Source organism: Micromonospora sp. RP3T (assembly GCF_003027925.1).
Lineage (GTDB): Bacteria > Actinomycetota > Actinomycetes > Mycobacteriales > Micromonosporaceae > Micromonospora.
In genome coordinates this window covers 101989-113907 of record NZ_PYPS01000025.1, presented here as the reverse complement: position 1 = coordinate 113907, position 11919 = coordinate 101989, and the positions used below count along the sequence as shown (strand labels likewise).

Genomic DNA, 11919 nt, shown 5'->3' with positions numbered 1-11919 from the left:
TCGCCGGCTGCGGAATGCCCACCCGGTCCAGCATGTCCACGGCCCGGCTGCGGGCCTCCCGCCGGCCGGCCCGGGGATGATGCACCCGGTACGCCTCCGCGATCTGCCGCCCCACCGAGTAGTACGGGTGCAGCGCCGACAGCGGATCCTGGAAGATCATCGCCATGTCCCGGCCACGCAGTCGACGCACCTCCTCCTCGGGCAGGCCGACGAGCTGACGCCCGCCGACCGAGATCTCCCCGGTGACGGTCGCCCGCTTGGACGTGCTGTGCAGGCCCAGGATCGCCAACGACGTGACGCTCTTGCCGGAACCGGACTCCCCCACGATGCCGAGCGTGCGACCCCGCTCCACCGCGAACGACACCCCGTCCACGGCCTTGACCACACCGTCCTCGGTGTCGAACCGCACCCGCAGGTCTCTGACCTGGAGATAGGGCGCGTCGCCGACGCGTTGCTCCGGCACCTCCGGGCGGTCCGGCTCCCCGGACGGCACCGCCTCCGAACTGCCCATTGACCGCCTCCCCTTCAGTGATGAAGAGAACCTACAGGAAACCCCTGGAGGCGAAAATAAGCTACATCGAGCGGTCTGTCAGCGGTCAGAGCGTAACGACTGGGTTTCCGACCTGAACAGCCCTCACCTGGGACATTCACCGACGCGACTGGGCATCATCGTCCCGGCGTCGCACCCGAGGTGCGACCATGGTCGCGGCGACCACGGGAGGATTCCCGCCGAAATGAGGTGGAGGTGCCCATGACCGCGGCGGTGTTCGGCCACGACGGCCCATGGACCGAAGAGGAGTACCTCGCCCTCGGCGAGACGCGGCAGCGCGTCGAGCTCTTCGACGGGAGCCTCCACGTGACGCCCGCACCCACCCCGCGACACCAGCGGATCCAGCGAAACCTCGGCAACCTGCTCGAAGCTGCGGCTCGGCGCGTGGGCCTGGAACTGCTGGAGACGGTCAACGTCCGCCTCCGACCGGGCCGGATCCCCATCCCTGACCTGGTTGTCACCGAGCCGATCGACTTCGACGAGCCGATGATCGAGGCGCGGGACGTGCGGCTCGTCTGCGAGGTCATCTCGCCGAACAACGCGTCGACCGACAAGGTGCTCAAGATGCACTACTACGCCGCCGGCGGCATCGAGTGGTACCTGCTCGTCGAGCAGGAGAACGGCACGCTGCACCTCTACCGGCGGCAGGGCGGGCACTACCGGGAGCAGTCGGTGACCAAACCCGGTGACGTGCTGGAGCTGACCGAGCCCGTCCGGGCCACGATCCGGCCCGAGGATCTTGTCCCCTGACGGATGTCGGTGTGCTCGCCTAGGGTCGGACGCATGGGATTCGATGCGGCGACCGCCGCCGTGCAGGCCGCTCTCGACGCGGGAGCCCGCTACGCCGACGCCCGGGTGATGCACCGCCGGTACGAGTCGATGTCGGCGCGCAACGGCGACATCGAGGAGCTGGCCCAGCACGAGAGCATCGGCCTGGGGGTGCGCGCGCTCGTCGGCTCCGGCTGGGGCTTCCACGCCGTACCCGAGCTGTCCGACGCCGCGGCCCGCGACGCCGGCCGGCGCGCCGCGGCGATCGCCGCCGCGAGCGCGCGGGTCCCCGGCCCGCCGGTCGACCTGGTGCCGGTGGAGGCGGCGGTGGCGAGCTGGGCCTCCGAGTGCGCGGTCGACCCGCTCGGGGTGCCGCTGTCCGACAAGGGCGACCTGCTGGTCGGCGCCACCGCCACGATGCGCGAGCACGGGGCCGACCTGGCCGAGGGGCTCTACCAGATCTGGGACACCACGAAGTGGTTCGTCTCCAGCGAGGGCCACCGGATCGACCAGCACATCCGCGAGTGCGGCGGCGGCATCTCCGCCACCTCGATCGGCGACGGTGAGACGCAGCGCCGGTCCTACCCGAGCTACCGCGGGCAGTACGGCACCACCGGCTGGGAGCTGGTGACCGCGCTCGACCTGGCCGCGCACGCCGCCCGGGTCGCCGAGGAGTCCCGCGAGCTGCTCACCGCGCCGGAGTGCCCATCCGGCGAGACCGACCTGATCCTCGGCGGGGAGCAGCTCGCGTTGCAGATCCACGAGTCGGTCGGGCACGCCATCGAGCTGGACCGCATCCTCGGCTGGGAGGCGGCGTTCGCCGGCACGTCCTGGCTCGACCTGGCCCGGCTCGGCTCGCTGCGCTACGGCTCGGAGCTGATGAACGTGACGATCGACCCGACCATCCCGGGCGCGCTGGGCAGCTTCGGCTTCGACGACGAGGGGTCGCCCGCGGTCCGACGGGACGCGGTCCGCGAGGGACGGTGGGTCGGGGTGCTCGCCGGCCGGGACTCGGCCGCCGTCGCCGGCCTGGACCACGGCGGCAGCGTACGCGCCGACGGCTGGGCCCGGCTGCCGATGGTGCGGATGACGAACGTGGGCCTGGAACCGGGCCCGCACACGCTCGACGAGATCATCGCGGCCACCGACGACGGGGTGCTGATGGACATCAACAGGTCCTGGTCGATCGACGACAAGCGGCTCAACTTCCAGTTCGGCTGCGAGGTCGGCTGGGAGGTGAGGAAGGGGCGCCGGGGCCGGATGCTGCGGAACCCGACCTACACCGGCATCGGGCCGGTCTTCTGGCGCTCGATGGACATGCTCTCCTCGGAGACGGTCGCCTGGGGCACGCCCAACTGCGGCAAGGGGCAGCCCGGCCAGATCGGGCACACCGGCCACCCGGCCGCGCCGGCCCGGTTCCGCGGCGTGCGGGTGGGGGTGCGCGCATGAGCGAACGCACCGAGCGCAGCGAGGGCCGTGAGCGCATGCCCGGTCGGCACAGCATGAGCGAGCGGGCCGACGAGCGGGATCTCGCCGCCCGGGTGGTGGAGCTGGTCCGGCGCACGGCCGGGCCGGGTGCCGAGGCCGAGGTGGTGGTGACCCGGTCCGATCTGGCACTGACCCGGTTCGCCAACTCGTTCATCCACCAGAACGTGGCCGAGACCGGCACCGCCGTGCGGCTGCGGCTGCACGTCGACGGCCGGACCGCCGCGGGTGGCGGCAACCGGGTGGACGCCGACGGGTTGACCGCGCTCGTCGAACGCACCCGGGCGGCGGCCCGCCTCGCGCCGCCCGACCCGGCCTGGCCGGGCCTCACCGCGCCGACGTCGACGCCGACCGGCTCCGCCGTCGACGAGGCCACCGCGTTCGCGTCGCCCGACGAGCGGGCCGCCCGGGTCCGCGCGTTCGTGGACGCGGCCGACGGGCTGGAGGCGGCCGGTTACTGCCGCACCCTGTTCCTGTCCGGCGCGTTCGCCAACTCGGCCGGGCACTCGGCGGTGGGCCGGGCCGCCGAGGCGGCGATGGACGGCATCGCCCGGGCCGGCGGCGCGGACGGAGTGGCCCGCCACTGCGCGGACCGCCTGGCCGACCTGGACGGCGCCGCGCTCGGCGCCGTCGCGGCGGCCAAGGCGCGGGCCGCGGCCGACCCGGTCGAGCTGCCGCCGGGGCACTACGAGGTGGTGCTCGAACCGGCCGCCGTGGCCGACCTGCTCCAGAACCTCGCCTGGTACGGCTTCAACGGCAAGCGGCACGCCGAACGCCAGTCCTTCGCCGAGCCGGGCACGGCCCAGTTCGACCCGGCGGTGACGCTGGTGGACGACCCGCTGCACGCCTCCACGCTGCCGTTCGACCTGGAGGGCACCCCTCGGCGGGCGCTCACCCTGGTGCGGGCCGGCACCACCGGGGCGGTGGCGCACGACCGGCGCAGCGGCGCCGGGGCGGGCACCGGGTCCACCGGGCACGGCATGGCCGGCGGGTCGACGTTCGGCCCGATCCCCAGCAATCTCCGCCTGCTGCCGGCGGACGCCGCCCCGGTGGCGACCGTCGACGGGCCGGCCGGTTCGGTGGGCGCGGGCGTGACCGGCGCGGTGGGCGACCCGGACACGGCGGCCCTGGTGGCGGGCGTCCGGCGCGGGTTGTTGGTCAGCGACTTCTGGTACACGCGGGTGCTGGACCCGAAGCAGCTCGTGGTCACCGGCCTGACCCGCAACGGCGTCTGGCTGGTCGAGGACGGCGTACCGGTGCGGGCGGTGCGCGACTTCCGGTTCACCGAGTCATATCCGCGTGCCCTGGGGCCGGGCCGGGTGCTCGGCCTGGGCCGGCGGCCGGTCCGGCAGCCGGCCCGGTCCGACGGGTCGTGGTGGGAGGGTCCGGCGCTGCGACTGTCGTCGTGGCACTTCACCGGCGGCGCGTCCGGCTGAGCGTCCCTGACATATTGATCATGAGCCGGGTCTTTCCAACCAGCGGGACACACGGGACACTGCGTTGCGCGGCCGGGCCGTGAAGATCGGCGTAACGTGTGTCACTTAGCCGCGCCGGTTCACCGGCGTGGTTCCACGCGTGCGCAGGACGTGACAGTGACGTCAGGGAGACTCGAATGACATCAACGGCAACGAGGCCGCGGGGAGCGCGGGCACGTGCCGCCATCGCGGCGAAGACGTTGCGGACCGACCGATGGTGGCTCGCCCCACTGATCACCGTGGTCGGGCTCAGCGCCTGGGTCATCTACGCGACCGTCCGGGTCTTCATGCACAAGTGGTACTGGGTGGAGGACTACCACTACCTGACGCCGTTCTACTCCCCCTGTGTGACCGAGCGGTGCGTCGAGGGCTCCTCGCACTTCGGCAGCTTCCTGCCCGGCTGGTGGATCATCCCGGACGCGGCGCTGACCCTGCCGTTCCTGCTGCTGTTCCGGCTGACCTGCTACTACTACCGCAAGGCGTACTACCGGTCGTTCTGGCTGTCGCCGCCGGCCTGCGCCGTGCCGGACGGGCACCAGACGTACAGCGGCGAGACGCGGTTCCCGCTGCTCGGGCAGAACCTGCACCGCTACTTCTTCTACGCCGCCGCGATCATCTCGCTGATCAACACCTGGGACGCCGTCCTCGCCTTCCACTCCCCCGAGGGCTTCGGCTTCGGTCTGGGCAACATCATCCTGCTGCTCAACGTGGTGATGCTCTGGGCGTACACGATCTCGTGCCACTCCTGCCGGCACATCATCGGCGGCCGGCTCAAGCACTTCTCCAAGCACCCGGTGCGGTACAAGGCGTGGACCGGCGTGTCCTGGTTGAACGTCCGGCACATGCAGCTCGCCTGGATCACCCTGGGCACCCTGGCGCTGACCGACTTCTACGTGATGGCGATCGCGGCCAACTGGTTCCCCGACCTGCGGTTCATCAACTGAGGGCCCCTGACATGACTGAAACGCGAATCGAACGACACCACTACGACGTCGTCGTGATCGGGGCCGGCGGCGCCGGCCTGCGCGCGGCGATCGAGGCCCGGCTGGCCGGCAAGAAGACCGCGATCATCTCGAAGTCGCTGTTCGGCAAGGCGCACACGGTGATGGCCGAGGGTGGCGCCGCGGCGGCCATGGGCAACGTGAACTCGCGGGACAACTGGCAGGTGCACTTCCGGGACACCATGCGCGGCGGCAAGTTCCTGAACAACTTCCGGATGGCCGAGCTGCACGCCAAGGAGTCGCCGCAGCGGATCTGGGAGCTGGAGACGTACGGTGCGCTCTTCGACCGCACCAAGGACGGCAAGATCTCGCAGCGCAACTTCGGTGGCCACGAGTACCCGCGCCTGGCGCACGTCGGCGACCGGACCGGCCTGGAGCTGATCCGCACGCTCCAGCAGAAGATCGTCTCCCTCCAGCAGGAGGACAAGCGCGAGTTCGGCAGCTACGACGCGCGGATCCGGGTGTTCTCCGAGACCACGATCACCGAGCTGCTGCTGGACGGCGATCGGGTGGCCGGCGCGTTCGGCTACTACCGGGAGTCCGGCGAGTTCATCCTCTTCGAGGCGCCGGCCGTGGTGCTGGCCACCGGCGGCGTCGGCCGGTCCTACAAGGTCACCTCGAACTCCTGGGAGTACACCGGGGACGGCCACGCGCTGGCGCTGCGCGCCGGGGCCACCCTGATCAACATGGAGTTCCTCCAGTTCCACCCGACCGGCATGGTCTGGCCGCCCTCGGTGAAGGGCATCCTGGTCACCGAGTCGGTGCGCGGCGACGGCGGCGTGCTGAAGAACTCCGACGGCAAGCGGTTCATGTTCGACTACGTCCCGGACGTCTTCCGCAAGCAGTACGCGGAGACGGAGGACGAGGCGGACCGCTGGTACACCGACCCGGACAACAACCGGCGTCCGCCGGAGCTGCTGCCCCGCGACGAGGTCGCCCGCGCGATCAACAGCGAGGTCAAGGCCGGTCGGGGTACGCCGGCCGGCGGCGTCTACCTGGACATCGCCTCCCGCAAGTCGGCGGAGGAGATCCAGCGCCGGCTGCCGTCGATGTACCACCAGTTCAAGGAGCTGGCCGACGTCGACATCACCAAGGAGCCGATGGAGGTCGGCCCGACCTGTCACTACGTGATGGGTGGCGTGGAGGTGGACCCGGATTCCGGCGCGGCGGCCGGCACGGTGCGTGGGCTCTTCGCCGCCGGTGAGGTCTCCGGCGGCATGCACGGCTCCAACCGGCTCGGCGGCAACTCCCTGTCCGACCTGCTGGTCTTCGGCAAGCGGGCGGGCGGGCACGCCGCGACGTACGCCGACCAGCTCACCGCCCGCCCGGCGGTGTCGGTGGCGGCGGTGGAGGCCGCGGTGGAGACGGCGCTGGCGCCGTTGCAGCGTGACACCGGGGAGAGCCCCTACCAGCTCCAACAGGATCTCCAGGTGGTGATGGGCGACCTGGTCGGCATCATCCGGCGGGAGGGTGAGCTGGCCGACGCGCTCGGCCGGCTGGCCGAGCTGCGGGAGCGGGTGGCGAAGGTGAGCGCGGTCGGCGGCCGGCGCTACAACCCGGGCTGGCACCTGGCGCTCGACCTGCGCAACATGCTCGTGGTCTCGGAGTGCACCGCGAAGGCGGCGCTGGAGCGGCAGGAGTCGCGCGGCGGCCACACCCGGGAGGACTATCCGGCGATGGACCCGAAGTGGCGGCGGGTCAACCTGGTCTGCTCGCTCGACGGCGACGCGGTCCGGCTGACCCACAAGCCGCTGCCGGCGATGCGGCCGGAGCTGATCGGGCTGTTCGACCGGGCCGAGCTGTCGAAATACCTGACCGACGAGGAGCTCGCCGAGTTCGACGCCCGCACCGAGGAGGAGCGCTGATGGGAAGCAAGCGACAGTTCCGCATCTGGCGGGGTGACGAGACCGGCGGCGACCTCCAGGACTACGCGGTCGAGGTGAACGAGGGCGAGGTCGTCCTCGACGTCATCCACCGGCTCCAGGCCACCGAGGCGCCGGACCTGGCGTGCCGGTGGAACTGCAAGGCCGGCAAGTGCGGCTCCTGCTCGATGGAGATCAACGGCAAGCCGCGGCTGGGCTGCATGACGCGGATGTCGACGTTCGAGGAGGCGGAGACCGTCACGGTCACGCCGCTGCGGACCTTCCCGGTGATCCGGGACCTGGTCACCGACGTGTCCTTCAACTACGAGAAGGCCCGGGAGACCCCGGCGTTCGCGCCGCCGGCCGACGTGGCGCCCGGTGACTACCGGATGCAACAGGTCGACGTCGAGCGCTCGCAGGAGTTCCGCAAGTGCATCGAGTGTTTCCTGTGCCAGAACGTCTGCCACGTGATCCGCGACCACGACGAGAACAAGCCGGCGTTCTCCGGTCCCCGGTTCTTCATCCGGGCCTCCGAGCTGGACATGCACCCGCTCGACACGCGTACCGACCGCAAGGAGTACGCGCAGTCCGAGATGGGGCTCGGGTTCTGCAACATCACGAAGTGCTGCACCGAGGTCTGCCCCGAGCACATCAAGATCACTGACAACGGGATCATCCCCATGAAGGAACGGGTCGTGGACCGCAGGTACGATCCCCTTGTGTGGCTCGGTAACAAGATCTTCCGGAGGGGTCAGGTGCCTCAGACCAGCGCGACCAGCGGGCATTCCAGCGGTGCGGTGACCACCGGCGCGGCTCACCGTGGGGTGCACTCGCACGCCGGCGGTTCGCACGACAGCGGTGCCGAGCGCCAGGCCCAGCAGGGCGTCAACTGGCAGCGCGAGGTGCCGCACCCGACCGCTCCGGCGGTGGACGCCAACGGCAGGCTGCCGCTGACCGAGCTGACCTTCGACCGGGCCGCCGCGCCGTCGCCGTTCGGCGACGACGTGGAGTTCCCGCTGCCGGCGGAGCACCTCAACTTCGCCCACCCGCAGCAGGACGAGCCGAAGCACTGACAAGCGGCGCGACGATGACGGGGGCCAGCGGCACACGCCGCCGGCCCTCGTCCCGTTTCCGCCCGACTGTCCGGTTCGGCGGGTCTGATCCGGCCGGCGGCGGGCGCGGCTCAGGACTCGGCGAGCAGCGGGCGCAGCGCGGGCACGATCGGCACGTCGGCCGGCAGCCATTCGACGGTGTCCAGCTCGGTCGCGGAGAGCCAACGCAGCTCGGCGTGTTCCAGCGCGGTCGGCTGGTCGCCGTGCAGCAGGCGGGCCGCGTAGACCCGCAGGACGGACCGGCCGTGCGCCATCCGGACGTCCCGCCCGACCCGGGTGCCGACCGCGACCCGGACGCCCAGCTCTTCGGCGCACTCCCGGGTCAGCGCGTCGACCTCGGTCTCCCCGGGCTCGACCTTGCCGCCGGGGAACTCCCACCGCCCCGCCACCTCGGGCGGCGCGGCGCGCTCGCAGGCGAGGACCCGGCCGGCAACGATGATCGCCGCTCCGACGACCACCCTCGGCTCCCGCCGGTCGGCCTGCCCGTTTTCGCTTACCCGTTCGGTCCGCACGGGCCACCAGCGTGCCAGATCAATCGGCGGTTTGGGTAGCTGAGTCGGCCATCAGGCCAGCAGAACACGGAAGTGTGGGCGTGGACACACCATCTGTGCGACGACAGACTAGAGGGCGTCGACTGGGACACGGGATGGCGACGATTTGGCCACAAGCCGGCAACGACGCCTGGGAGGTGCGGTGATGCGCGTGCTGTTCAGCAGCCGGGCGAAGCACGACTACCTCAGCGACGCGCTCGCCCTGCTGCCCGGGTGGATGCGCGAGGGCGAGCAGCTCAGCCGCATGCTCGCGCTGGACGACACCCAGCACGCCGCGCTCACCGAGCGGGTGGCGGTGGTCGCCGACGCGCTGCGACTGCGCCCCGAGATCAGTCGCCAGGCCGGGCGGACCCGGATCAGGCTGGGGCACGACGACGGCGAGCCGCTCACCGAGGGTGAGGTGCTGCTCGCGGCCCGCATCGAGGACGCGGTCCGGGCGGTCACCGCGTCCTGAACGCTGGCGCGCCTGCCCTACCGTCGAGGACATGTCTGGCCCGACGTACGACCGCAAGGAACAGTTCCAGCAGATCCAGAGCGGGCTGCTGCCCGGCGAGCAGATCATCGCCGTCTACGACGCGATCGGCACCGGCACCGGCTTCATCGGCCTGACCGACCGGCGCGTGATCGTCCAGGACCGCTCGTTCGTCGGCAAGCGGTACGCCATCACGAGCATCCCGTACTCGAAGATCACCAGCGTGAGCGTGGTGAGCAACAAGTCCTGGGGTGGTTCGTTCTTCTCCACCGGAGCGATCGCCGTACACGTCGGCACGCACACCTACGAGGTGGAGTTCCGGGGCGCGGAGAAGAGCCACCACGTGCACAACGTCATCCTGCACCACATCTCCTGAGCGGCCTGGCACAATCGCCGCCATGCGGGGGCTGACGGCACGCTGGCGCACCTGGCACGACGGGCACCGGCGGGCCGTACGCCTGATCCGCCGGCTGCTGCTGGTCGGCGTCGCCGGCGCGGTGCTGCTGGCGGTGGCGACGGCGGCCAGCGTGGCCTGGGTCCGCGACGACGCCGAGGGGCACGTGTACACCGTCGCCGACGTGCCGGCCGCGCCGGTGGCGCTGGTGCTCGGCGCCAAGGTCGAGCCGAACGGAGAGCCGTCGCCGTTCCTGGCCGCCCGGCTGGAGATCGCCCGGCAGTTGTACGCGGCCGGCAGGGTCACTGTGGTGCTGGTCTCCGGCGACCACATGGACTGGGACTACGACGAGCCGGACGCGATGCGACGCTGGCTCGTCGACCGGGGTGTGCCGGCGGAGAAGGTGGTGCTCGACCACGCCGGCTTCGACACCTACGACTCGTGCGTCCGGGCCCGGCGGATCTTCGGCGTGCGGCGGGCCATCGTGGTCACCCAGTCGTTCCACCTGCCCCGCGCGGTGGCGCTCTGCCGGCACGTCGGGGTGACGGCCGACGGCGTGGGCGACGACACCGCTCGCCGGTACGCCCGGCAGTGGCGGATCAGCAGTGCCCGGGAGTACGGCGCCAGCGTGAAGGCCGCGGTGGACGTGCTCTCCGGCCGGGACCCGGTGCATCTCGGCCGTCGGGAGACCGGAGTGGACGACGCGCTCCGGGCCGGCTGACGGCGGTAATCGGGTTGCCGGGCGCGGCAGCGGCTGGTCTGCTGGTCCCGGAACAGCTCACGGAAGGAGCGCCACCATGCCCGAAGCCACGAAGTCCCGCCAACCTGTCGTCAACCTCCTCGAAAAGAGACTTCGTGTTTTCGTACCCCAATCCGGCGGAGGTCGCTGACCACTCGCCGCGCCCCGTCCGGCCCGGTCGACGGGAGGCCGTGTGATGTCCGTCTTCGACGATCCCGGCCACTTCGGACGGCTCTGGGCCGCCACCTACGACGGCCCCGGCAACCCGGATCCCACCCCGGCCGTCGACTTCCTCGCCCCGCTCGCCGAGGACGGCCCGGTGCTCGAACTGGCCGTCGGCACCGGCCGGGTGGCCCTGCCGCTGGCCGCTCGCGGCCTCACCGTGGAAGGCGTCGAGGCGTCTCCGGAGATGGTCGCGAAGCTGCGTGCCAAACCGGGCGGCGAGCACCTGCCGGTCACCATCGGCGACATGGCGGACGTCCCGGTGTCCGGGCCGTACCATCTGGTCTTCCTGGTGTTCAACACGCTGTTCAACCTGGTCGACGCGGAGCGTCAGGCGGACTGCTTCCGCAACACCGCCCGGGTGCTGGCGCCCGGCGGGGCGTTCGTCATCGAGACGTTCGTGCCCGACCCGGCCGACTTCGACCGCAACGAGCAGGTCCAGGTCCGGGAGGTCACCGAGGACTCGGCCACCATCCGGATGCACCGGTACGACCGGGCGGCGCAGACGTTCCTGCGGCAGACCATCACGTTCGACGCCGACGGCGTGCACCTCAGCCCGTTCGCCATGCGCTACGCCTGGCCGGAGCAGATCGACGAGATGGCGGAGCGGGCCGGGCTCCACCTCGCCGAGCGGTACGCCGACTGGGACCGGACGCCGTTCGACGCGGACAGCCGTACGCACATCTCCGTCTACCGGCTCGCATAGCGGACGCGTCGAGGGCCGGGACGCTCGTCCCGGCCCTCGGCCGTCCCGGTTACGCTGACCGGCCGGGAGGGCAGATGACCGTCACCGTTGCCGCGATGGACGACACGCACGCCGATGCCGTGCTGGAGATCTACCGCCTCGGCATCGCCGAGGGCGATGCCACGTTCGAGACCGAGCCGCCGGAGTGGCCCCGGTTCACCGCCGGCCGGTTGCCCGGCCACCGGTGGGTGGCGCTCGACGCGGGCGGCCGGCTGCTCGGCTGGGTGGCCTGCTCGGCGGTCTCCGACCGCTGCGTCTACGCCGGCGTGGTCGAGCACTCCGTCTACGTGCATCCCGAGGCGCGGGGCCGCGGCGTCGGCCGGCTGCTGCTGGACGCGCTGATCGACTCCACCGAGGCGGCCGGCGTCTGGACCATCCAGTCCGGCGTGTTCCCGGAGAACACCGCCAGCCTGGCGCTGCACGCGGCCCGCGGCTTCCGGGTGGTCGGCACCCGGGAGCGGATCGGCCGGCACCACGGCGTCTGGCGGGACGTCACGCTCATCGAACGCCGCAGCCCCCGGATCCGCTGACTCGCGGACCGGG

At 71.6% G+C, this 11919-nt stretch carries 13 protein-coding genes; 11 read left to right on the top strand and 2 right to left on the bottom strand.

Features of this window, described 5'->3' with window-relative positions:
• The coding region (locus C8054_RS20540; protein ID WP_146179945.1) for an ATP-binding cassette domain-containing protein at positions 1 to 511 on the bottom strand (511 nt) is incomplete at its 3' end.
• Between the two features lie 240 nt (positions 512 to 751).
• Between C8054_RS20540 and C8054_RS20535 the strand changes: the two genes are divergently transcribed.
• From C8054_RS20535 to C8054_RS20510, 6 genes are all read left to right on the top strand, one after another.
• The gene (locus C8054_RS20535) at positions 752 to 1300 is read left to right on the top strand and encodes a Uma2 family endonuclease (protein ID WP_107159070.1); all 549 of its coding nucleotides are present in this window, start codon (positions 752 to 754) and stop codon (positions 1298 to 1300) included.
• Positions 1301 to 1333: 33 nt separating this feature from the next.
• The gene (locus C8054_RS20530) at positions 1334 to 2767 is read left to right on the top strand and encodes a TldD/PmbA family protein (protein WP_107159051.1); all 1434 of its coding nucleotides are present in this window, start codon (positions 1334 to 1336) and stop codon (positions 2765 to 2767) included.
• A gap of 53 nt (positions 2768 to 2820) precedes the next feature.
• Positions 2821 to 4239, top strand: coding sequence for a metallopeptidase TldD-related protein (locus tag C8054_RS20525; RefSeq protein ID WP_107159061.1), 1419 nt, complete (start codon positions 2821 to 2823; stop codon positions 4237 to 4239).
• A gap of 176 nt (positions 4240 to 4415) precedes the next feature.
• Positions 4416 to 5222, top strand: a complete 807-nt coding sequence (locus C8054_RS20520) for a hypothetical protein (protein ID WP_107159048.1) — start codon at positions 4416 to 4418, stop codon at positions 5220 to 5222.
• 11 nt (positions 5223 to 5233) lie between these two features.
• The gene (locus tag C8054_RS20515; RefSeq protein ID WP_107159046.1) at positions 5234 to 7144 is read left to right on the top strand and encodes a fumarate reductase/succinate dehydrogenase flavoprotein subunit; all 1911 of its coding nucleotides are present in this window, start codon (positions 5234 to 5236) and stop codon (positions 7142 to 7144) included.
• Positions 7144 to 8214 (top strand): succinate dehydrogenase/fumarate reductase iron-sulfur subunit, encoded by a 1071-nt coding sequence (locus C8054_RS20510; RefSeq protein ID WP_107159044.1) that lies wholly within the window; start codon positions 7144 to 7146, stop codon positions 8212 to 8214. The genes C8054_RS20515 and C8054_RS20510 overlap by 1 nt, the downstream gene beginning before the upstream one ends.
• Positions 8215 to 8324: 110 nt before the next feature.
• On the opposite strand, the gene C8054_RS20505 is transcribed toward C8054_RS20510, so the two are convergent.
• A complete protein-coding gene (locus C8054_RS20505; protein WP_107159059.1) occupies positions 8325 to 8711 on the bottom strand; it encodes a (deoxy)nucleoside triphosphate pyrophosphohydrolase in 387 nt (128 codons plus the stop codon).
• A 238-nt stretch (positions 8712 to 8949) separates the two neighbouring features.
• Here C8054_RS20505 and C8054_RS20500 point away from each other — a divergent pair, with 238 nt between their 5' ends.
• The 5 genes from C8054_RS20500 (at position 8950) to C8054_RS20480 (ending at position 11906) form a co-directional block, all read left to right on the top strand.
• Positions 8950 to 9258 carry a 4a-hydroxytetrahydrobiopterin dehydratase gene (locus C8054_RS20500; RefSeq protein WP_107159042.1) on the top strand — a complete coding sequence of 103 codons (309 nt, stop codon included), beginning with the start codon at positions 8950 to 8952 and terminating at the stop codon, positions 9256 to 9258.
• A 31-nt stretch (positions 9259 to 9289) separates the two neighbouring features.
• Positions 9290 to 9652 carry a PH domain-containing protein gene (locus C8054_RS20495; RefSeq protein ID WP_089155136.1) on the top strand — a complete coding sequence of 121 codons (363 nt, stop codon included), beginning with the start codon at positions 9290 to 9292 and terminating at the stop codon, positions 9650 to 9652.
• A 22-nt stretch (positions 9653 to 9674) separates the two neighbouring features.
• Positions 9675 to 10391 carry a vancomycin high temperature exclusion protein gene (locus C8054_RS20490; protein ID WP_107159040.1) on the top strand — a complete coding sequence of 239 codons (717 nt, stop codon included), beginning with the start codon at positions 9675 to 9677 and terminating at the stop codon, positions 10389 to 10391.
• A gap of 214 nt (positions 10392 to 10605) precedes the next feature.
• Entirely contained in the window at positions 10606 to 11337 is a 732-nt protein-coding gene (locus tag C8054_RS20485; protein ID WP_107159037.1) for a class I SAM-dependent methyltransferase, read from the top strand.
• A 74-nt stretch (positions 11338 to 11411) separates the two neighbouring features.
• Complete coding sequence (locus C8054_RS20480; protein ID WP_107159035.1) at positions 11412 to 11906, top strand: GNAT family N-acetyltransferase; 495 nt, start codon at positions 11412 to 11414, stop codon at positions 11904 to 11906.
• Positions 11907 to 11919: the final 13 nt, after the last annotated feature.

Coding starts and splice junctions, on each gene's coding strand:
- C8054_RS20500 (WP_107159042.1), top strand. CDS start 8,950: ATGCGCGTGCTGTTCAGCAGCCGGGCGAAGCACGACTACCTCAGCGAC.
- C8054_RS20535 (WP_107159070.1), top strand. CDS start 752: ATGACCGCGGCGGTGTTCGGCCACGACGGCCCATGGACCGAAGAGGAG.
- C8054_RS20510 (WP_107159044.1), top strand. CDS start 7,144: ATGGGAAGCAAGCGACAGTTCCGCATCTGGCGGGGTGACGAGACCGGC.
- C8054_RS20530 (WP_107159051.1), top strand. CDS start 1,334: ATGGGATTCGATGCGGCGACCGCCGCCGTGCAGGCCGCTCTCGACGCG.
- C8054_RS20490 (WP_107159040.1), top strand. CDS start 9,675: ATGCGGGGGCTGACGGCACGCTGGCGCACCTGGCACGACGGGCACCGG.
- C8054_RS20495 (WP_089155136.1), top strand. CDS start 9,290: ATGTCTGGCCCGACGTACGACCGCAAGGAACAGTTCCAGCAGATCCAG.
- C8054_RS20480 (WP_107159035.1), top strand. CDS start 11,412: ATGACCGTCACCGTTGCCGCGATGGACGACACGCACGCCGATGCCGTG.
- C8054_RS20485 (WP_107159037.1), top strand. CDS start 10,606: ATGTCCGTCTTCGACGATCCCGGCCACTTCGGACGGCTCTGGGCCGCC.
- C8054_RS20515 (WP_107159046.1), top strand. CDS start 5,234: ATGACTGAAACGCGAATCGAACGACACCACTACGACGTCGTCGTGATC.
- C8054_RS20525 (WP_107159061.1), top strand. CDS start 2,821: ATGAGCGAGCGGGCCGACGAGCGGGATCTCGCCGCCCGGGTGGTGGAG.
- C8054_RS20520 (WP_107159048.1), top strand. CDS start 4,416: ATGACATCAACGGCAACGAGGCCGCGGGGAGCGCGGGCACGTGCCGCC.